Origin of the sequence: Salinimicrobium tongyeongense (genome assembly GCF_026109735.1) — a bacterium.
Lineage (GTDB): Bacteria > Bacteroidota > Bacteroidia > Flavobacteriales > Flavobacteriaceae > Salinimicrobium > Salinimicrobium tongyeongense.
In genome coordinates this window covers 1,125,807-1,146,365 of record NZ_CP069620.1, presented here as the reverse complement: position 1 = coordinate 1,146,365, position 20,559 = coordinate 1,125,807, and the positions used below count along the sequence as shown (strand labels likewise).

At 44.1% G+C, this 20,559-nt stretch carries 20 protein-coding genes; 8 read left to right on the top strand and 12 right to left on the bottom strand.

What is annotated here, in order from left to right:
- The first annotated feature begins 85 nt into the window (after nucleotides 1–85).
- Nucleotides 86–1,027 carry a GSCFA domain-containing protein gene (locus tag JRG66_RS05005; RefSeq protein ID WP_265164683.1) on the top strand — a complete coding sequence of 314 codons (942 nt, stop codon included), beginning with the start codon at nucleotides 86–88 and terminating at the stop codon, nucleotides 1,025–1,027.
- A 57-nt stretch (nucleotides 1,028–1,084) separates the two neighbouring features.
- Nucleotides 1,085–1,699 (top strand): DUF4230 domain-containing protein, encoded by a 615-nt coding sequence (locus JRG66_RS05000; RefSeq protein ID WP_265164682.1) that lies wholly within the window; start codon nucleotides 1,085–1,087, stop codon nucleotides 1,697–1,699.
- On the opposite strand, the gene JRG66_RS04995 is transcribed toward JRG66_RS05000, so the two are convergent.
- The 6 genes from JRG66_RS04995 to JRG66_RS04975 form a co-directional block, all read right to left on the bottom strand.
- Nucleotides 1,700–3,457, bottom strand: a complete 1,758-nt coding sequence (locus tag JRG66_RS04995; RefSeq protein ID WP_265164680.1) for an aromatic amino acid hydroxylase — start codon at nucleotides 3,455–3,457, stop codon at nucleotides 1,700–1,702. It abuts the gene before it with no gap.
- Nucleotides 3,458–3,469: 12 nt separating this feature from the next.
- On the bottom strand, nucleotides 3,470–3,766 hold the full coding sequence (locus tag JRG66_RS15640; protein ID WP_371875335.1) for a type II toxin-antitoxin system RelE/ParE family toxin: 297 nt from the start codon (nucleotides 3,764–3,766) through the stop codon (nucleotides 3,470–3,472).
- Nucleotides 3,751–3,984: a hypothetical protein gene (locus JRG66_RS04990; protein WP_265164678.1), complete on the bottom strand. Its 234-nt coding sequence runs from the start codon at nucleotides 3,982–3,984 to the stop codon at nucleotides 3,751–3,753. The genes JRG66_RS15640 and JRG66_RS04990 overlap by 16 nt, the downstream gene beginning before the upstream one ends.
- Nucleotides 3,985–4,205: 221 nt before the next feature.
- Nucleotides 4,206–4,742, bottom strand: a complete 537-nt coding sequence (locus JRG66_RS04985; protein WP_265164677.1) for a DUF4136 domain-containing protein — start codon at nucleotides 4,740–4,742, stop codon at nucleotides 4,206–4,208.
- Nucleotides 4,743–4,760: 18 nt separating this feature from the next.
- Nucleotides 4,761–6,809: a urocanate hydratase gene (gene hutU, locus JRG66_RS04980; RefSeq protein ID WP_265164676.1), complete on the bottom strand. Its 2,049-nt coding sequence runs from the start codon at nucleotides 6,807–6,809 to the stop codon at nucleotides 4,761–4,763.
- Nucleotides 6,810–6,815: 6 nt separating this feature from the next.
- Nucleotides 6,816–6,989 (bottom strand): C1orf53 family protein, encoded by a 174-nt coding sequence (locus JRG66_RS04975; protein ID WP_265164674.1) that lies wholly within the window; start codon nucleotides 6,987–6,989, stop codon nucleotides 6,816–6,818.
- Between the two features lie 33 nt (nucleotides 6,990–7,022).
- Here JRG66_RS04975 and JRG66_RS04970 point away from each other — a divergent pair, with 33 nt between their 5' ends.
- Nucleotides 7,023–7,349: a hypothetical protein gene (locus JRG66_RS04970; protein WP_265164672.1), complete on the top strand. Its 327-nt coding sequence runs from the start codon at nucleotides 7,023–7,025 to the stop codon at nucleotides 7,347–7,349.
- Nucleotides 7,350–7,365: 16 nt separating this feature from the next.
- On the opposite strand, the gene JRG66_RS04965 is transcribed toward JRG66_RS04970, so the two are convergent.
- Nucleotides 7,366–8,733 carry an FAD-containing oxidoreductase gene (locus tag JRG66_RS04965; protein WP_265164671.1) on the bottom strand — a complete coding sequence of 456 codons (1,368 nt, stop codon included), beginning with the start codon at nucleotides 8,731–8,733 and terminating at the stop codon, nucleotides 7,366–7,368.
- Nucleotides 8,734–8,852: 119 nt separating this feature from the next.
- On the opposite strand from JRG66_RS04965, the gene JRG66_RS04960 reads away from it, so the two are divergent.
- Genes JRG66_RS04960 through hemL form a run of 3 tightly spaced genes read left to right on the top strand, consistent with a single transcriptional unit; the run spans nucleotide 8,853 to nucleotide 11,894 of the window.
- Nucleotides 8,853–9,791 (top strand): 1-aminocyclopropane-1-carboxylate deaminase/D-cysteine desulfhydrase, encoded by a 939-nt coding sequence (locus JRG66_RS04960; RefSeq protein ID WP_265164670.1) that lies wholly within the window; start codon nucleotides 8,853–8,855, stop codon nucleotides 9,789–9,791.
- On the top strand, nucleotides 9,792–10,595 hold the full coding sequence (locus JRG66_RS04955) for a glucosaminidase domain-containing protein (protein ID WP_265164669.1): 804 nt from the start codon (nucleotides 9,792–9,794) through the stop codon (nucleotides 10,593–10,595).
- Between the two features lie 9 nt (nucleotides 10,596–10,604).
- On the top strand, nucleotides 10,605–11,894 hold the full coding sequence (gene hemL / locus JRG66_RS04950) for a glutamate-1-semialdehyde 2,1-aminomutase (RefSeq protein ID WP_265164667.1): 1,290 nt from the start codon (nucleotides 10,605–10,607) through the stop codon (nucleotides 11,892–11,894).
- Between the two features lie 103 nt (nucleotides 11,895–11,997).
- Here hemL and JRG66_RS04945 read toward each other — a convergent pair whose 3' ends face one another.
- Complete coding sequence (locus JRG66_RS04945; RefSeq protein WP_265164666.1) at nucleotides 11,998–13,515, bottom strand: GH3 auxin-responsive promoter family protein; 1,518 nt, start codon at nucleotides 13,513–13,515, stop codon at nucleotides 11,998–12,000.
- 107 nt (nucleotides 13,516–13,622) lie between these two features.
- Between JRG66_RS04945 and JRG66_RS04940 the strand changes: the two genes are divergently transcribed.
- On the top strand, nucleotides 13,623–14,417 hold the full coding sequence (locus tag JRG66_RS04940; RefSeq protein ID WP_265164665.1) for a DUF2797 domain-containing protein: 795 nt from the start codon (nucleotides 13,623–13,625) through the stop codon (nucleotides 14,415–14,417).
- 130 nt (nucleotides 14,418–14,547) lie between these two features.
- Here the strand turns inward: JRG66_RS04940 and JRG66_RS04935 are convergent, their stop codons facing one another.
- Nucleotides 14,548–17,205, bottom strand: a complete 2,658-nt coding sequence (locus JRG66_RS04935; protein ID WP_265164664.1) for an AsmA family protein — start codon at nucleotides 17,203–17,205, stop codon at nucleotides 14,548–14,550.
- 173 nt (nucleotides 17,206–17,378) lie between these two features.
- Between JRG66_RS04935 and folK the strand changes: the two genes are divergently transcribed.
- Nucleotides 17,379–18,503 (top strand): 2-amino-4-hydroxy-6-hydroxymethyldihydropteridine diphosphokinase, encoded by a 1,125-nt coding sequence (gene folK / locus JRG66_RS04930; protein ID WP_265164663.1) that lies wholly within the window; start codon nucleotides 17,379–17,381, stop codon nucleotides 18,501–18,503.
- Between the two features lie 106 nt (nucleotides 18,504–18,609).
- Here the strand turns inward: folK and JRG66_RS04925 are convergent, their stop codons facing one another.
- The 3 genes from JRG66_RS04925 to JRG66_RS04915 form a co-directional block, all read right to left on the bottom strand.
- On the bottom strand, nucleotides 18,610–19,440 hold the full coding sequence (locus JRG66_RS04925; protein ID WP_265163187.1) for an IS3 family transposase: 831 nt from the start codon (nucleotides 19,438–19,440) through the stop codon (nucleotides 18,610–18,612).
- An 8-nt stretch (nucleotides 19,441–19,448) separates the two neighbouring features.
- Nucleotides 19,449–19,847, bottom strand: a complete 399-nt coding sequence (locus tag JRG66_RS04920) for a transposase (RefSeq protein WP_265163188.1) — start codon at nucleotides 19,845–19,847, stop codon at nucleotides 19,449–19,451.
- A 103-nt stretch (nucleotides 19,848–19,950) separates the two neighbouring features.
- Nucleotides 19,951–20,493: an RNA methyltransferase gene (locus JRG66_RS04915; RefSeq protein WP_265164662.1), complete on the bottom strand. Its 543-nt coding sequence runs from the start codon at nucleotides 20,491–20,493 to the stop codon at nucleotides 19,951–19,953.
- Nucleotides 20,494–20,559 lie beyond the last annotated feature (66 nt).

Below are 20,559 nucleotides of genomic sequence, written 5' to 3'. Positions count from 1 at the left end.
TTTAATAAGGATATCAGAAATTAGATTTCAGACCTCACAGGTTTCAAAAACCTGTGAGGTCTTTAAAGAGGATATTTAAAATCAAATGGAATTCCGTACTCAAGTTCCCGTAACTCCGCAAGAACCAAAAATCGGTTACTCTTCAAAAGTGCTGCTTTTAGGTTCCTGTTTTGTGGAAAATATCGGAAATAAACTGGAGTACTTCAAGTTCCCAAACCTGCTTAATCCCTTCGGAATTCTTTTTCATCCTGCGGCCATTCACAACTTCTTAAAAAGGGTAAAAGAGCAGTACATTTTTACTGAAGCCGATATTTTTTACCACAATGAGACCTGGAAATGTTACGAAGCCCATTCCGATCTTAATTCCGTAGAAAAAGAGGAGATCCTGAACAAACTGAACGCCGCCGTGCAGGAAACCCGGGAGTTTTTGAAGACGGCCACTCATGTGGTCATCACGCCGGGAACAGCCTGGGGATATAAACTGAATGAAACAGGGCAGCTGCTGGTGGCCAATTGCCATAAAGTGCCGCAGGCGAAATTTAGCAGGGAAATAACAGAGGTGAAAAATGCCCTTTTTGACACCTCAGAAATTGTGAGGTCGCTAAATCCTTCAGCCCAGATTATCTTCACGGTTTCCCCAGTGCGACATTTAAAGGATGGTTTTGTTGAAAATCAGTTAAGCAAAGCCAAATTGATCACTGCAATCCAGGAAAGGGTGGCTTCAGAAGAAAATTGTTCCTATTTTCCTTCGTATGAGATCATGATGGACGAGCTGAGGGATTACAGGTTCTATGCTGAAGATATGCTGCATCCTAATATTGTGGCGGTAGATTACATTTGGGAGAAATTCAGGCAGGGCTGGATAGCTTCAGCAGCTTCCGAAGTCATGAAGCAGGTGGATACCATCCAAAAAGGGCTTTTACACCGGCCTTTTAATGAAACTTCTGAAGCGCATCAGAAATTCCGAAGAAATCTTCAGCAAAAAATAGAAAAACTCGAAAAAGAAGTACCTCAGATTCGTTTTTGAGAGAAATCTTCACATTTTCTTCAAAAAAAGCCTCCTCCTAATTCGTATTTTTAGAACATGAAGAAATACATTCTTGGTGCCCTTGCAGTACTGCTTATTTTCATGGTTTACCGCTATTTTGAGAACCGGAATGCCGAAAGAGACTGCCTGGAGGAAAGTACTGCGCTTATTCAGCAGCAAATTAAGAACGTTGGGAAACTTGTGGTGACCGAGGGGACTTTTTCTCAGGTCTACACTTATAAAGACACTAAAAACAGGTTTCTGGATGTGCTCCCAGCCCGAAAAAGGGCACTAATTATCGTGAATACGAAAGCGACGGTGGCGTACGACCTGAGTAAACTGGTCACTGAAGTTGATGTTGAAAATAAAACTGTGCACATAAAACATATTCCGGAAGAAGAGATCAATATCTATCCCGATATTAAATACTACGACATCACCCAGGACTACCTGAACCAGTTCACGGCCGATGATTACAACAAGATTAAAACGCGCATCAATAGATCAATGCGGGAAAAAGTGGAGAATTCCACTTTAAAATCCAACGCCAAAAACCGGCTGATAAGTGAGCTGCAAAAGATATATATCCTCACTAACACGCTTGGCTGGACGCTTACCTATAACGACCAGGAATTTAGCGCAGAACAGGAAATGCAGGAGCTAAAACTTTAATTAGGACGTTACCAGCTCAGGTTTAACCAAACCGATGCCGTTATCGATAAGGTGTGAAACTTCTGGCCTCCTTTGTTTAACATCTTCGAGATGTTCCAATACTGCCGAAGCCAGTTTCTCATCCTTCCCGCTGGCAAGTTCAAAGATCTCTACGGAAAGCAGCCAGTCTTTAGGGTGGTATTTTTTAGCAAGATCAAAAGCTGCTTCAAGGGAGAATTTGGTGTTCCTGCCCTGCCTTATATTTCTAACAGATTCGTAGAGGGATTCCAATTCCTCCCGCTCCGCTGTTTTTTTACTTTTAATGGTAGTCGAGGAAGGAGTGTGGGTGATTAGGTTAAAGGATTTGGCATCTGCAGGTCCTGCAAAAGCCGAGATCACTTCTTTTCCAATGGCCATATCATAATTTCCCCACTCTGGCTTAAACAGCACCTCATCTTTCCAGGTGACGGTGCAATTCTTTAAACTAATAAGTATAATCTTTCCCTGTAAATTCCTGGTGCCGGTGATGATCTCCCCCTTAACAGTTATCCCGCCTTCAAACTCAAAATTCACCTGTTCGCCTTCATAAATATCGTAAGCTCGCAGGTCTCGCGGACTCATATCTTCAATGGCAAGGTTGATGCCTTTTAACCTTCCAACGGGAGAGCCAAAGCCATCGGGATGGTTTTTCCTGCCGTGGCCCACCAGTTCTTTTTCTCTGGCAGCCAGGGCAGTTTCTCCGGTTGTTTGGAAATAAACCGGTTTTCCATGATCTTCGATCACGCGGGTGAAATTACCCGAGATCTGTATCCCGGTGCTGAGTTCTATTGTCCCAATATTTTTGGAATTTATAAGTTTTTGAAGGCCTTCCAGGCCGCCAACACGCAGCGCCATTTTATTGGCAAACTGTTCCAGGACAAGGCTTAAGTGAGCAAAGTCGGGTGTTACGTACAGCTGTGGCTGGGGTTTTGTAATGTCGAATTCCTGCTGTGCAGCTTCAATGGTATAAGGTATTTTCTTCACCTTATCGGTCATGCACCAGGCACTCTCCCCAATCGAGGAAAGGAGGCCGGCGCCATAGATTTTAGGGTTTTCGGGCGTGCCTATGAGGCCGTATTCTACGGTCCACCAGTGCAGGTTTCTTATCTGCGCCATTTCGCTTTGTTCCCGCTGGTCGTTTTGTAATTCATCTACCTTTTTTTCGGCAGCTTCGATCTCTTCCTGCGGAGTATCTTCGGCTTCTTTAATGATGGAAAGGTGGCGAATGGCTTCATAGATTTCGTAATCTTTTGCGCTGGAAATGGCTTTGCAACCAATCTCTCCAAAGCGGCGGAGGTATTCGGCGTATTCGGGATTTGCAATGATGGGGGCGTGGCCGGCACCTTCGTGGATAATATCGGGTGCCGGGGTGTATTCTATGTGTTCGAGTTGCCTGATGTCACTGGCGATCACCAGTACATTAAACGCCTGAAATTCCATAAAAGCTGCAGGCGGAATAAAACCATCAACCGCTACTGCGGCCCAGCCAATTTCTTTGAGGATCCTGTTCATCCCGTACATATTGGGGATATGATCTATGGAAATCCCTGTTTGTTTTAGTCCGTCGAGGTAAGAGGAGTGGGCAACTTTGCTAAGGTAATCTACATTTTTGCGCATCACATATCTCCACACTGCCTGATTAATTGGCGTGTAGTCCTCATAATTCTGAGGTTTTATGAACTGCTTCAGGTGTGCCGGAAGCCTGTCAATAATTTCATTTGACTCAAATTCTTTTTCCATAGCTATATAAATTTACGGAAGTCTAAATTTCTCTGGATCCTGCCTGGAATCCCAAATAGTTAGAATATAAACCTTATTATTTTTGAGTTCGTAAAACATGAGATAATGGAGGATAATCTTAAACCGAACATTACCATTTGAAGTAGGTTTTCCTATGCCTGAATGTTTGGATATTAAATGGCTGGCTTCCTTGAACAGTTTATTTAATTTTTTACTGTAGGTATCAGATTTATTCTTTTTAATCCAGAATTTCAAAATTTCTGAGCGTTTTTGTACAGCTAAAGGAGACCAGACTATTTGTTTAGCCATTCATCAAAATCTTTTTCAACCTGATCAGATGATATTCCTTCTCCACGACTCAATTCTTCCCTGGCCTGAGTTATTTGGGCCTCTTGATCTTCGTTTAACTGATAAAAGGTATCATCAAAATTTAGGTTAAGAAGTCTCTTAACTTCATCAAGAACATTCTTATCATCAATTTTTCTGATTCTATTAATCAAAGCCTCGCGATCTTTTAAATTTCCCATACTTAAATATAATAATCACTCAACCAACTCCTGGGTAACCCGTGTTAAAAATCAAAAAATAAAATCTTCTGCTGTTTACCAGTTGAGTCAACAACAGGTTTTAAAGATACAAAAATATTAGGTTTGTAATATATTGGTTACCACATGAATAGGTCTCATGAAGAAACAAAAAAGCCGCTAATCTTTTAATATTAGCGGCTTTAGTTTGGGGGGCATTCATCTTAATTCATGGAAGGCGGATATTTCTCCAGGATCTCTTCCACAATTTCATTTATTCTCTCTTGTTTTTGTTCCACTTTGGTAGAAAGGGCTGCAGTGCCCATACCCTGCCAAACCAGTTCTTTCTTTTCGGCATCTACAAGATCAATGTAAAGGGTGCCTTCGGTAGTAGAGCTTACGGTGTTATATCCAGAACCCCAATACCATGGGTGCCAGCCCCACCCATAACCATAGCCGTAGGCGTTGTTGTAGATGTTCACGTTCTCTTTGGTCTTGGTGAAAATGCTGATAAGTAGATCGGGATTGTCAGACTTGGAGAAACCTTTTTCCTGCATTTCCTGGTCTATGGCCCTTAGGATACGTTTTTTGTCAAGATCAGAAATTTCTGCCTTGTCAATACCGGGTTTAAAGAAAGCATAGGTTTGATACTGTGAAAAGTTCACTTCCCTGTCGTAATCTGTCGCCACTTTCACGCTACTGCAGGAAGTCATTACCAGCACGAACAGAACAAGGATTGAAGTAATTTTAATCGCTCTCATATAAATAGTGTTTTAAGGTTAAGTGTCCAATAAGCGGTCGTCCACAAGGTTGGGTATGGTTACTTTTAAGCGGGGTTCTGCTTTCATCGCGCGTTTTATGGCGAACACAGCGCCTTCGTTTCGGGCCCATGATCTACGGGCGATCCCGTTGTTTACATCCCAGAATAACATTGAGTTAAGCCGCCTCTCCGACTCTTTATTACCCTCAAGAACCATACCGAATCCGCCGTTGATCACTTCACCCCAGCCTACACCGCCTCCGTTATGGATGCTCACCCAGGTGGCACCTCTAAAGCTGTCGCCAATAACATTCTGGATGGCCATATCAGCTGTATAGCGGGAACCGTCGTAAATATTGGAGGTTTCGCGGTAAGGAGAATCGGTGCCTGAAACATCGTGATGGTCACGCCCCAAAATTAACGGTCCAATTTGCCCCTTTTCGATAGCTTTGTTGAAGGCTCTTGCAATTTCTATGCGACCTTCAGCATCGGCATAGAGAATCCGGGCCTGTGATCCCACTACCAGTTTGTTGGCCCTGGCACCTTCGATCCACCTGATGTTGTCCTGCATTTGCTGCTGAATCTCTTCGGGAGCTTTTTCCTTTAATTTCTGAAGCACTTCCCGTGCAATCTGGTCGGTTTTCTCCAGGTCTTCTTTTTTTCCTGAAGCACATACCCAGCGGAAGGGGCCAAAACCATAATCAAAGCACATGGGCCCCATGATGTCCTGCACATAACTTGGATATGCAAATTCTTTGTCTTCTCCTGCTGAAGTTCCGCTCACAAAATTACCTGCCTCATCTTTGTAGATTTTAGCACCTGCCCTTGAAGCCTCCAGTAAAAAGGCGTTTCCATAGTCGAAAAAGTAAGTGCCTTTTTTGGTGTGGCGGTTAATGGCTTCGGTTTGCCTTCGCAAACTCTCACGTACTTTTTCTTTAAAGGCTTCCGGATCGTGGCTCATCATCCCGTTTGCTTCCGAAAAGCTTAACCCGGCAGGATAATAGCCTCCTGCCCAGGGGTTGTGCAGGGAAGTTTGGTCACTGCCCAGGTCTATATGAATGTTTTCTTCATCGAATTTTTCCCATACATCTACCACGTTTCCGAGGTAAGCAAAAGAGATGGTTTTGCCTTCCTTTTTTGCTGCAGAAACTTTTTGTGCCAGCACATCCAAATCTTCAACAACTTCATCTACCCAGCCCTGGGAGTGGCGGGTTTCTACTGCTTTTGGATTCACTTCGGCACAAACCGTAATGCAGCCGGCGATGTTCCCGGCTTTGGGTTGTGCGCCGCTCATGCCGCCCAGTCCTGAAGTAACAAACAGAGCAGACCCTTCCCCCGGCTCCCTCCCTGGAATGGAGGGGGAGTTTTTAGCTATTTTACGCAAGGCATTCAGCACCGTGATCGTAGTGCCGTGAACAATTCCCTGCGGCCCAATATACATGTAGCTTCCCGCAGTCATTTGTCCGTACTGGGTTACGCCAAGGGCATTGAATTTTTCCCAGTCGTCCTGTTTAGAGTAATTGGGGATCATCATCCCATTGGTGACCACTACGCGTGGTGCATCTTTGTGTGACGGGAAGAGTCCCAGCGGGTGACCTGAATTCATGACCAGCGTTTGCTCTTCGGTCATTTCGGCTAAATATTTCATCACCAGCCGGTACTGTGCCCAATTCTGAAAAACAGCCCCATTTCCGCCATAGGTAATCAATTCATGCGGATGTTGGGCCACTTTAGGGTCCAGGTTGTTCTGTATCATGAGCATTATGGCCTTTGCCTGCTCACACTTTCCGGGATATTCCGAAACTGGCCGGGCGTACATTGCGTAATTGGGGCGCAGGCGGTACATATAGATCCTGCCGTAGGTGTCAAGTTCCTTGCGGAATTCGGGTAGCAGCTCTTCGTGATGTTTGCTGTCAAAATACCTGAGCGCATTGCGCAGGGTGAGTTTTTTTTCTTCAGCAGAGAGAATGTCCTTGCGTTTTGGAGCGTGGTTTATATTGTAATCATAATCTTGTGCAGGAGGCAGGTTTGCCGGAATACCTTCTAAAATGGCATTTTTGAAGTCCATATAGAATTATTTTTTCTGTTGATTGGTTTTTTTGTTGAAGCCGTAAGGGCAGTGGCGGCAGCCGCTTTCGCAGCAATAACCCCGCTTGAGGTGGTATTGTTCGGTAAAACAGCGGTAGCCTTCGGGGGTGAGATAATAATCCCCTTCTTCAAGAGGAATTTTTTTTCTTGAAAAACTCATATCACAAAAATAGCATTTTCTTATCTTGCCCTAATGTTTGTGGTGGTAAATAAATTTATTCTTGCCAAACACTTTGATGGCGTAGTCCTTTGGCCGTTCATTGTGGTAAAGCGGGAAGAGCTGAAAAAGAACCCTGTTTTTATGAACCACGAGCGCATTCACCTCAAGCAACAGCTGGAGCTACTGGTGATCTTCTTCTTTGTATGGTACTTTTTTGAGTATTTCATCAGGCTCATAAAGTACAGGGATTCCTACAAAGCCTATAACCGGATTTGTTTTGAGCGCGAAGCCTATGCTAACGAAAGAAACCTGAAGTACATTCCCAACCGTAAGTTCTGGGATTTTAGAAAATACCTTTAAAAAGCCTTTTTCAATGCTATAGATCCCGAAGCTTTTCAAGCATGGTGGGAATGAGTTCGCTCACCGTGGGATGAATATGTACGGCATCCCGCATTACCTGGTAGGTCGCACCTGCATACATCTGGTCAATAACGGAGTGGATGTATTCATCTGCCCCGGTTCCTAAAAATGTTGCTCCCAGGATCCTGTCGGTTTCGGCATCAATGAAGATCTTCATTTTTCCGGCGGTCTCTCCTTTTTCTTTGGCGCGGGCAACCTTCTCCATGGGCATTTCAGCAACTTTGGCTTTTATTCCCTGGGCTTTGATCTGTTTTTCATCGAGACCCACCCTGGCAAGCGGAGGATCAATGTACGCGGCATAGCAGGGAAAACGATCAGACAGTTTTCTCTTTCTCTCCTCAAAAAGCTGGGAATTCACTATTTGAAAATCGTTAAAAGAGGTGTGGGTAAAAGCCCCTTCGCCGTTACAATCTCCCAGAGCCCAAATGTGCGGGACTGATGTCTGTAGCTCATCATTTACTTTAATGAATCCGCGGTCGTCCAGTTCCACGCTGGTTTTTTCCAGCCCTAGCTCATCGGTATTTGGAACTCTGCCCACGGCCAGCAGTAAATGCGAGGTCTGTATGGTTTTGCTTCCTTCTTCACAGTTATAGGTCACTTCAATCTCTCCATCTTTTTCAGCAGCCTTGATACAATCAGAGTTCAGCAGCACATTGATGCCGCTTTTTCTGATGATCTCTGTAATGGCTTCAGCAATATCGTCGTCCTCTTTTTTCATGAGGGCCGAACCCCGTTCCAGGATGGTCACTTTGCTTCCAAAGCGGCTGAACATCTGGGCAAATTCCAGCCCCACATAGCCGCCGCCAATCACCACCAGGTTTTCTGGCACCTCATCGAGCTGAAGCATACTGCGGTTGGTGAGATAATTGACAGCTTCAAAATCTTTGGGCACCCTGGGCCTGCCGCCCACGTTGATAAAGATCTTTTTCGCCGTTAATTCTTCCCCGTTAACCAAAATTGTGTGATCATCGAGAAACATAGCTTTTCCACGGAAAAGGCTAATATGCTCATCCTTTTCAAAAGTTTTTTCGAGACTTTTATGAGAATCAGCTATTAGTTGATCTTTTCGGGCCTTGATTGTTTTGAGATCTATCTGCACCTTTCCTTCAATATTCACGCCCATTTCGCGGCTGTTCCCGGCGATAAAAGCCCTGCGCGCCGAGGCAACATAGGCTTTTGTGGGGGTACAACCCGTGTTGACGCAGGTGCCCCCCAGAGCCCCTTTCTCAATAATGGCAGTTTTCAATCCGTTTCTGGCGAGGCTGGCAGCCAGGGGCGGGCCTGCCTGTCCCGTTCCAATGATAATGGCATCAAATTTTTTCATGAAGCTGAATTAATTTCAGAAATTAAATATACTTTTTGACAAACCGGTGTTTGTTTCTTATAATTAGTTCTTAATATTTGCAGCATTGTGGTTAGCCCGCAATAGTTTATTTTCTGAAAATGATTCAACCCGCAAATCTTTTTAGCAATCCCTCAAAAGTGCCCAATCAGTTTATTGCTGAAGTAAATGGCGTTTCAATCTACCTGAAGCGGGAAGACCTTTTGCACCCTGAAGTATCGGGCAACAAATTTCGAAAGCTGAAGTATAACATCAACGAAGCTACCTCTCAAAAAAGGCAAATTCTGCTCACCTTTGGCGGGGCTTTTTCGAACCATATTTCGGCCACTGCGGCGGCGGGAAAACTTGCGGGTTTTAAAACTATTGGCGTTATAAGAGGTGAAGAGCTGGGAAAAGACCTTGAGAAGACCCTTCAGGAAAATCCAACTTTAAGGTTTGCCCATGCCTGCGGAATGGAATTCCATTTTATAAGCCGGAGCGATTACAGGGAGAAAACTTCCGAAGTATTTATTGAAGACCTGCGGAAGAAATTCGGAGATTTTTACCTGGTACCGGAAGGCGGCACCAACGAGCTGGCGGTAAAAGGCTGTGAGGAAATTTTGCTTCGGGGAGATGCCGAATTTGATGTGATTTGTTGCGCGGTGGGCACAGGTGGAACGATTAGCGGGATCATTAATGCTTCCGAAGAACATCAGCAAATATTGGGATTTCCGGCTCTAAAAGGGGATTTTTTGAAGCCGGAGATAGCACGCTTCAGCAAAAAAAATAACTGGGACCTTATAACAAATTACCATTTTGGAGGTTATGCTAAGGTAGACCGGGAGCTAATTACATTTATCAATACCTTCCGAAGCAGCTACGGCGTACAGCTGGATCCGGTTTATACGGGAAAGATGCTGTACGGTATTTTTGACCTGGCCCGGGAAGGATATTTTTTGAAAAATACTCGTATTTTAGCCATTCATACGGGAGGCCTGCAGGGAATTTCCGGAATGAATAAGGTGCTCGAAATGAAAAATTTACCCACAATTTTGATGTAGATGAAAGTTGCTTTAAAAATCCTCACTCTTCTCTTGCTGATTTTCAGTGTGGCTTGTGGCTCGGGAAAGAAAGCCAGGAAGGCCTCTAAAAAAGAAGTGCCTGCTGTTGTAGACAGAAATGCCCCCCGCCAGGCTAAGACCCAGGTGCCATCAACCCCGCGTACTTATTCCGACAAAATCGAGGCATATATCCATGAATTTGCACCTATTGCCCAGGAAGAAATGCGACTTTACCATATTCCTGCCAGTATCACTTTAGCCCAGGGAATCCTGGAGAGTGGGGCGGGAGAAGGGCAGTTGACCCGCAGGGCAAACAACCACTTTGGGATTAAATGCCATGGCTGGACCGGTCAAAAGGTCTATCACGATGATGATGAAAGGCAGGAATGCTTCAGGAAATACAAGGATCCGAAATATTCTTACAGGGATCATTCGCTTTTTTTAGCCGAAAGAAGGCGCTACGCAGCTTTATTTGATCTCGACATCAAAGATTATAAGGGCTGGGCCAGGGGCTTGAGAGCTGCAGGCTATGCTACCGACAGGAAGTACCCCGATAAACTTATTAGCCTTATTGAAAGGTACCAGTTATACCTTTATGACGGCGATGCCTCTGCACGCGACATAGCATATTCGGCGCCGCAAAATGCCGGGAATTCCTCAGCCAGGGAGTACACGGTGCAGCGGGGAGATACGTTGTATTCTATCTCTAAAAAGCACAATATCACTGTAGAACAGTTACAAAAAATGAACAACCTTAGAGGTACGAACATTGGCATTGGCCAAACGCTTTACGTGCCTCAATAAATCAAAATTATGATCTATAAAAGAAGCAGCGAATTGTTTGCTGCAGCTAAAAAAGTTATTCCCGGCGGAGTGAACTCTCCCGTGAGGGCGTTTAGTGCCGTGGGCGGAGAGCCTATATTTATAAAAGAAGCCAGGGGAGCCTATATTTATGATGAAGACGGAAATAAATATATAGACTATATCAATTCCTGGGGGCCGCTTATTCTTGGCCACGCTTTTGAACCCGTGGTGAATGCGGTGGTTGAAAAGGCCAAAAAAGGGACTTCTTTTGGAACGCCAACAGAACTAGAGACGACTATTGCCGAACTCGCAGTTTCTATGGTGCCAAATATTGATAAAATACGCATGGTGAATTCGGGTACCGAGGCCACCATGAGCGCGGTACGCCTTGCCCGTGGCTTCAAGAACAGGGATAAGATCATCAAATTTGCAGGCTGCTATCACGGGCACTCAGATTCATTTTTGATTCAGGCAGGCAGCGGGGCAGTGACCTTTGGAACGCCCAATAGTCCGGGGGTTACCAAAGGAACGGCAAAAGACACTTTGCTGGCAACCTATAACGATCTTGAGAACGTAGAGGAGCTGCTTGAAGCCAACAAAGGCGAAGTAGCCTGTATTATTTTAGAACCTGTGGCAGGGAACATGGGATGTATCCCTCCAAAAAAGGGATTTTTGGAAGGTCTTCGCCAGCTTTGTGACGAGCATGATGTGCTGTTGATATTTGATGAGGTAATGACCGGCTTCAGGCTTGCAAAAGGCGGGGCACAGGAAGCTTACGGAGTGGATGCTGATATCGTCTGCTTCGGAAAAGTGATTGGTGGTGGATTACCCGTGGGAGCCTTCGCCGCCCGGAATGAAATAATGGATTACCTCGCACCAACCGGACCTGTTTACCAGGCGGGAACCTTGAGCGGGAATCCGCTGGCAATGGCAGCAGGATTGGCCATGCTCCAGGAACTGAATAAAGATGCTGAAATTTATAACAGGCTGGAGGAAAAAACTGCTTACCTGCATAAGGGAATCGGGAATGTGCTTAACCGGAATAAGGTTGTCCACACTATCAATCGAAAGGGGTCTATGATCTCGGTACATTTTGGAGAAGAACCGATAATAGATTTTGCATCTGCAGCACGATCTGCGGGCAATGGAAAATTCAAGAAATTCTTCCACGGGCTGCTGGATCATGGTGTCTACATTGCACCGAGTGCTTTTGAAACCTGGTTCATTACAGATGCGCTCTCTTATGAAGATCTTGATGCGACCATAGAGGCAGTGCATCAGGTGTCGAAGGAGTTGTAGGACTACATTACATATGAAGCTAAACCTCACAGGTTTTCAAAACCTGTGAGGATTTCTTTTTTAAAACATGAGCTTATAGCCTTAGGACACTCACTACTCAGTCCTACTTCCCATTCATCTCCAGCAATTCCTCAAGATACGTGCGTTGGTTGGAGAGCCTGGGAATTTTGTGCTGGCCGCCCAGTTTATCTCTCTTTTTAAGCCAGTCATAGAAGAGTTTTTGCCTTGCTTTATGAACTTTGGGAGGGTTGAGGGTCATGTTATTAAAACGTTTTGCCTCATAATCGCTGTTAATGCTTTGCAGGTGATTGTCAAGACATTCAGCAAAGAAGCTGAAATCCTGCGGCGGTGTCTTAAATTCGATCATCCATTCATGCGCGCCTTTTTCCTTGTTGTGCATAAAGATTGGGGCAGCCGTATAATCAACAATCTCGCAATCGGTTTGTTGAGAAGCTTTCTTCAGGGCTTCTTCGGCGTTTTCAATGATAAGTTCCTCCCCAAAAACATTGATGTGGTGTTTTGTTCTGCCCGTAATTTTTATGCGGTAAGGGTTTACCGAGGTAAAACGTACCGTATCCCCAATCTTATAGCGCCACAATCCGGCGTTGGTGGTGATGAGCACCGCATAGTTTTTTCCCAGCTCCACTTCAGAAAGCGGAATGACCCTTTCTTGAGGAGTGCCAAAGCCTTCCATGGGAATGAATTCATAAAACACACCGTAATCGAGCATTAGCAGCAGTTCTTTAGATTCATTGGAATCCTGGATGGCGAAGAATCCTTCCGAAGCATTATAGATCTCAAAATACTTGAAGTTGCTTGAAGGCAATATCTTTTGATATTGATCTACATAGGGTGCAAAGTTTACGCCGCCATGAAAGTAGACCTCCAGGTTTGGCCATATCTCAAAGAGGTTGTTCCTTCCCGAAGCCTCAAGGGCATTGTTGAGCAGTACCAGCATCCATGAAGGTACCCCGGCAAGGCTGGTGACATTTTCTTTAATGGTCTCGTTGACAATTGCCGGCATCTTCACTTCCCAGTCGCTAAGCAGAGAGATTTCGTTGCTGGGGGTGCTGCTGAATTCTGCCCAAAACGGCATATTGTCGATTAGAATGGCCGAAAGGTCACCGAACTGGGTGCCGTTTTGCCTGTAAAGTTCTTTGCTGCCGCCAAGCCTTAGGCTCTTTCCGCTAAATAACTGTGAATCGGGATTGTTGTTGAGGTACATGCACAACATATCTTTACCTGCGGCATAGTGGCAGTTCTCCAGCGACTCATCGCTCACCGGGATAAATTTGCTTTTGGCGTTGGTGGTGCCGCTCGATTTTGCGAACCATTTAATGGGCGTGGGCCAGAAGATGTTGGTTTCGCCGCGGCGGCTGCGTTCTATTTGAGGTTCAAAATCTTCGTACTGTTGTAGGGGTACCCGTTCTGCAAATTCGCGGTAGGTCTTCATGGAAGCAAAGTCGTATTTTTGCCCCACTTCGGTATTTTTTGCTTTCTGAAGGAGTTTCTTTAGCAGTTCCAGCTGGACGTCATGCGGATATTTTATGAACAATTCCATTTGGTGAATACGCTTTTTGAGAAACCAGGAAGCGATTGAATGTACTAACGGAATTGGCATTTTTTCTTTTTATCTTTAGCCCCTTTAAACCGGGTTGTAAACGGTTAAAATTAAAACTATTCTTACAGCTGGCAAAAAAATTAAACAGCGATAAAATACTCTTTTCTATGACTTATGAAGGCGTGCTCAAAAAAATGAAAACCGAACTGGCAGAAACCGTGCAGTATTATCTCATTTTTGAGCAGGATTTCCTCAATGTGAACCAGGTGCTCGATAAGCGCATTGCTATCAATTTTCTCAATTATGAATGTTTGGGCTGTGGCAAAAAAAAGAAGGTTTTCGCCAACGGAGTTTGTTATAACTGTTTTATGGAACTGCCCGAAATGGGCGAATGGGTAATTCGCCCCGAACTTAGTAAGGCGCATTTAGACCAGGAGCACCGCGACCTGGAGTTCGAAAAGCGGGTGCAGCTGCAGCCGCATGTGGTATATCTTGCCAATTCCAGTAATGTGAAGGTGGGCGTGACCCGCAAAACCGAAATCCCAACCCGCTGGATCGACCAGGGGGCTCATGAAGCCATTGAAGTGGTTGAGGTGCCCAACCGCTACCTCGCCGGGATTACCGAAGTTGCCCTCAAGGAACATCTTTCAGACAAGACTAACTGGCGCAGCATGCTCACCAACGATCTTAAAGATCTTGATCTTGCGGCTATTCGCGACAACATGAGGCAGTACCTGCCGGAAGAAGTTCAGGATTATTACCTGGCAAATTCAACAGAGCTCGAGATTAAATTTCCGGTGCTTGATTATCCTGCAAAATGTAAATCCCTCAACCTCGCAAAAACGTCATTTTACGAAGGGGTTCTAAAAGGCATCAAAGGCCAGTACCTCATTTTTGAAGACGGGATGGTGTTTAACGTGCGAAAACATGAAGGTTTCAATGTTAATCTTTCCCTTAAATAAGTGATCAGTTAGCAGTCATCAGTGGTCGGTGATCAGAAAAATTTGATCATGCCTTCCGGAGAGTTAGAGAGCATGTACTCTCCGGTTTTACAGCATATGTAAAGTTATTTGCGACAACTACACTAAAGCATTATTGATTTTGGGTAGTATCTTTTTTCTTTCTGGAACCACCCAAAATTCCACCCAAAATGTCTCTTGCAGTTTCTTTTACAGCATCACTGGTATTCTTGCGCGCAATTGAATCTTTTTGCGTGGGAGTCCGTGTGGTCGTGGTATCGGCGGTGTCCTTGTTTTTTCCGCCGCTAATGAGTTCGCTTAGAACATCCCGGCCTTTTTCCTTCAGGTTCTCTTTCTGCGTGTCAACAATTTGCTGGGTAAGGTTGCCTACGGCCTGCTGAACGTTGACGTTGATATTGGGGTTGCTAAAGCTTCCGGTAATGTTCACGGGTAAACCAACAGTCATTTTTTCCTGTTCCTGGGCGCTAAGACGCGAAAGCGTGGTGCCTATCTGGCTGCCAAGATATTTTGCAGGTATTTCTAGGGCCACCTTGTAATTCATGTCCATATCAAATCCATGCGTGCCCGAAGCCCTGGCTTTAATTCCTTTTATATTAAAATCGAACGGCTGTACTTCTACCTGCCCGTTATTGAAGCTTAGCCTGGTCTCCAGATCCTTTAAATTAAGATCGTTAAGGTCAACAAAGGTAAGGCTCTGGTCAAGCTGTGAAAGTAGCGCGGTCTGCGCTGGGTTCACCCTTGCACCAAGCACTTTTGCAAGCGCGTTTCCGGTTAGGGTTTGCAGCTGCGGGGTGAGGTCATCGTTCAGGTTTCCCCGCAGGTCGATGTTGGTGGTAAGTTCTCCCTGCAAAGCCTGTGCAATTGGGGCAAGATTCCTTAGCAGCTCCATATCTTTAAAGGCCTGTACAATATCAATAGACTGTAAACCAAGTTGCATGGAGAAATTCGGGATGGCATCTTTGGTGGAAACCAGTCCGTTTAAAAGGATATTTCCGGCAAAAATACTTGAGGAAACATTAGATAAAGTAGCCGTCTCGTCTACAATTCTTAAACTTCCGCTGGTGTTTTCCAGAACCAGATTGTCATAACGGACTTTCTTTGCTGAAAAGTCTATGTTGGCATCCAAAAATGACGGGATTTTAATGGCTTCATCTCCCGGCACTTCAGTGGTGGTAACAGGTGTAGCTTCAGCTTCTTCACTTACAGTTTCTTTGACCATAAAATCATTGACAGAAAAAGTATTGGAAGTAGCAGTAAAGTTTCCTTTAAGCTTTTGATCAGTGAACAAGTAGCCCATTAGGTTTTGTATGGTTCCGTTAACGGCAAGATCGGTTTGGCCTGTGGTCAATACGGTATTTTCGAGGCTCACCGTACTTGGATTGAACTTCAGGTTTGCAGCAGAGAGTTTTATCTCATTGGGAATTTCGGGGGAGGTGTAACTAAAATCTCGTATTACTGCTGTACCGCTGCTCTTCACGTTTTGATACTGTTCATTTTCGAGGGAATTCATGTCAAAACTTGTAGTGAGATTGGCAGTGACAATCCCGTTGAGGTCCTGCTCCAGGTCAAGCGGGTAGGCCCGGGTGATGTTCGCGAGGTTGATGGTACCCTGCAGTGCCAGGTTCACGAGCATATTTTCGGTAAGGTTTTTAATGCTTCCGCTGGCTCTAAAGGCATCCTGGTCTATCCTGAAGTTGAGTTTGTCGATATTCAGGTAAGTGTCTTCCACCAGCCCGGTGTCATTCTTTAACACGGCGGCAATAGTTATGTCTTCCACAGCCTTCGGAAGGTCGGGGTACTTAAATGCGGCATTGTTTGACGCCACATTGATCTGCATTTTAGGAATGTAAGTCTCATCTACAATCCCCCGGATGAAGCCATCTACCACAAAATCTCCCGTAGTTTCGACGTTCTCAATATTTTTTGCGTATTCTTCAGGCATCACCGCCAGGAAATTCTTGAAAGAGGAAGTGGGGGTCTTAAAACTGAGGTCTACTTCATTATTCTCTTCATTGACCTGCACATAGCCGTTAAAAGTAAGCGGGAGCTGATTGATAAGGGCTTCGTTTTCCAGAAAAGTGTATTTCTGGTTTTCTAGATCCATTTCAAAATCGGCTTCCAGTTGCAGTTTGTTCCGGTTCAGGTAATTTACGCTGTCCATCTCAAAGCTCACAAGGGCGGTAGAGTAGGTGCTAAGGGTTGAGGTGCTGGCCGAAAAATCGCCGGTTCCGCGGTGGTTTAGATCTTCCACCAAAAATACCATTTTTGAGCCCTTATCTACGTATTTCACCCGTGAATTGTTGATTTCATAGTGCTCCACATCAAAGCTAAAGCCACCGCCCTGTGAAGTGGTGGTAGTAATGGTGTCCTGTACGGCAATGTCGTAGTTGCTGTTTCCCAGACTATCAACAGCGATGTTCAGAAAGGTATTGTCGATCTTTAAAGCGTCAATCTTTTTGGGTTCACTTCCGCCTTTAAAAAGTTGGGCCAGCGACATTTCAAGCGTGACCTCTTCGCTTAAAACCAGCGTGTCCCCTTCAAAAGGTGCCTGGTTAATGATCTTTAAATTCTGAATGGCCAGGGTGGCATCGGGGAAGTTCCTGAAAATGCTCAGGTCAATATCTTCAAAAGTGACCGTGGCATTCACGTTTTTGTTGATGGTTTCCTGTACCAGGTCTTTCAGCTGCCTTTCAAACAAGAAGGGCGTTAAGAACAACAGAAGCAAGATTACTCCTAAAACAATTCCCAGTATTTTTAAAAACTTTTTCATTTTGTGGTCTTTTTTGGTTTCATCTTCCTGAAAACCTGCTTAAAATAACAAGTAGCCGAAGGTCTTCATTTTGTTGAAACTCTTTAAAACAAAGTTAAGGGTATGTGCTTTTGTTTTGTTTAATTTGCTGTGAAATACTTGATCCCGTCTTACTAAAATTTTCTTAAGATCTCTTGAACCCTTTAAAAACAGTATTTATAGCTCTTGGAAGCAATGAAGGTGCCAGATTTGCTTTTTTACAGCAGGCCGTTGAAGAAATTCAGAAAAAAACAGGAGAGGTAAGGGCGGTTTCAAAAGTGTATGAGACGCCGGCAATGGGTTTTGAGGGCGGGGCTTTTCTCAACGCCTGTATTGCCGTAGAAACCCGTTTTAAGCCCCGCAAAATCTTAAAACAGCTGCTCGAAATTGAAAAAAAGCTGGGGCGGGAGAGAAAACCTGGCAGCGGATACCAAAACCGGCCCATAGATCTAGATATTTTACTTTTTGGAGATGAAATCATCACATCGGAAGAGCTTACGGTGCCGCACCCGCAAATGCACCAGCGCGATTTTGTGCTGGCGCCGCTGGCCGATATTGCTTCGGAAGTAAAACATCCCCTAAAAAAGCTGTCTGTAAATGCCCTTTTTGACACCTTAGAAAAATCGGATTTAAAGCTTATTTCTGAAGAACTTCAGCTTCCGAAGAAATTTTCTTTTTCCAATTTTAATTACATCGCGGTTGAAGGGAACATCGGGGCAGGAAAAACCAGTTTTGCCACTATGGTCTCCCAGGATTTCAATGCAAAACTGATTTTGGAAAGGTTCAAAGACAACGCATTCCTTCCGAAGTTTTACGAAGACAAATCGCGTTACGCCTTCCCGCTGGAAATGTCATTTTTGGCCGACAGGTATCAGCAGCTTTCAGACGATCTTGCGCAATACGACCTGTTTAAAGATTTCGTGGTTTCCGATTATGATGTTTTTAAATCCCTCATTTTTGCAAAGATCACCCTGCACGAAGACGAATATTCGCTTTACCAGAAGCTGTTTCACATCATGTACAAAGAGCTGGTGAAGCCCGATCTTTACGTGTATTTCTATCAAAATACCGAAAGGTTGCTCGTAAATATCAAAAAGCGCGGCAGGGAATACGAACAAAATATTGAAGCCGATTACCTGGCAAATATTAACCGCAGTTATTTGTCCTTTATCAAGTCGCAGCCGGGGCTGAACGTAAAGATCATCGATATTTCTGACCTGGATTTTGTAAAAAGAAGGGAAGATTATTTGCAGTTACTGGAGGAAATTACTTTACAGTGATCAGTGATCAGTGCTCAGTCTTCAGTGATCAGTCTTCAGTGATCAGTCTTCAGTGTGCAGTTTAAAACTTTAAACTTCCCTGATTAGTGTTGACCGGTTTTAGATATTAATTTTCATTATCAAAAATAGTAATAATTGGTCTTTCTTCTGTTTTGAGGGTTGACCAATAACTAATGAACTCTTCAGGGTTTCTTTTCTCTAAATGATCATGGGATCTTTTGGTGTTATAATTTTTTACTGCTTTGTTCACCTGGTTCTTGAGTTGGCTAAAGGATTGTGGCTTCCAGTGATCCAGATACTCCTCTTTTATTGTTCTATTGATCCTCTCGGCATATGCATTGTCCTGAGCACTTAAGGCCATACTTATAGTGGTCGTATTTGATTGTAAGAGTTCAGTATAAGATTTGTACGTATACTGGCTTCCTCGATCTGAGTGATGGATCTTAGGAGCTTTGTTTTGTTTTAAAGCCATCTTCAAAGCTTTTAAATTTGCTGTCCCTCTCATATGATCAGAGACTTCATAACCGACTATTTTCTTGGTGTAAACATCAATTATAAATACTGCATAATAAAATTTGTCTCCTACCCGATAGTAAGTAATATCGCTTTGCCATACTACCGAAGGTGCATTGATCTTTATTCCTTTAATTTTATTCGGATAGTAGATATTACCGGCAATGGTTGTGCGTCTATAATTCTTCTTTCTTTTGAGACGATAACCTAATTGCATAAAAGTCTCTACAAAACGATCTCTCCCAATAAAATCAGGCTTTAAAGTATAGTACATTTTTTCCACCCCACAACCAGGATGATCTCTACGAATATCATCAGCTTCAGACATTAATTCCATCAAACGATGATCAAAAATTCTTTGTCTTCTAGCATATTGATGGACAGCTTGTTTACTGATCCCAATGCCTTCATAGAATTGATTCATGGAATAACTCACTTTTTCTTTGTTTTTCCTGAACCAGTTGATTGTGGGGTGCTGTAGTTTTTTTTAATGTCGATATCGAGTTCTGACTTAGCCAGTTCGATCATCTTTTCTAAATAATCCAACTGTATCTGTTTACGCCCTAAAGCTGCTTCCAGTTCCTTGTTTTTGGCCTCCAGCTCTTGCATCTTTTTACTGCTACTGTCTTTCATTTCTACAACTCTATAACCTTTCTCGTTAAAGGTAGAAAATTTATGAATCCAGTTATAGATCATAGACCGTGACATTCCGTGAAGCTTAGACAGTTGAAATACACTGTACCTGCCACTTTCATAATCATTCACAATTTGTCTTTTGAACTCATCGGAGAATTTCCGATGTTTACTGAGCAATCGAATATTTGACTTCATGTAAGTTGATTTTATGGTCAACCTATATCAGGGACGTACAACTTATATCTAGAACAGGTCAACATTAATCAGGGAAGTTCTATTTTTTACTTTCCACTTTCCACTATTCCAGAAGTTTCATTTTAGAAAACACATCCCACATTACAACGCCTGCGCTTACAGAGATATTGAGAGAATGTTTACTGCCAAGCTGTGGGATTTCAAGTACGCCGTTACTGACAGAAACTACTTTTTGCTGCACGCCTTTTACTTCGTTCCCAAATATGAGGGCGTATTTTTGCCCTTTTTGAGGGGTGAAAGCATCGAGGAATTCGGCACCTTCGGCTTGTTCTACCGAGTACACCCGCACTTCCTGCTGCTGCAGCTCTTTCACCAGTTCAAGCGCATCTTCGCGATACTCCCAGGCCACGGTTTCGGTGGCTCCCAAAGCGGTTTTCTGGATATCTTTATGAGGCGGGCAGGCTGTGATGCCGCAGAGATAGATCTTTTCAATCAAAAAGGCATCGGCAGTGCGAAAAACGGAGCCTATGTTATTGAGGCTCCTCACGTTGTCTAAAATGACAATTACCGGCGTCTTTCTGGCCGACTTAAATTCTTCAGTAGATTTTCTATCGAGCTCGCTGTTTTTCAGCTTTCGGTTTTCCATAGGGCAAAAATAGAGAATTCAGCAGTACTTTCAGAAAATAGCGGGGCGGCGAATTTCACTTCAGCT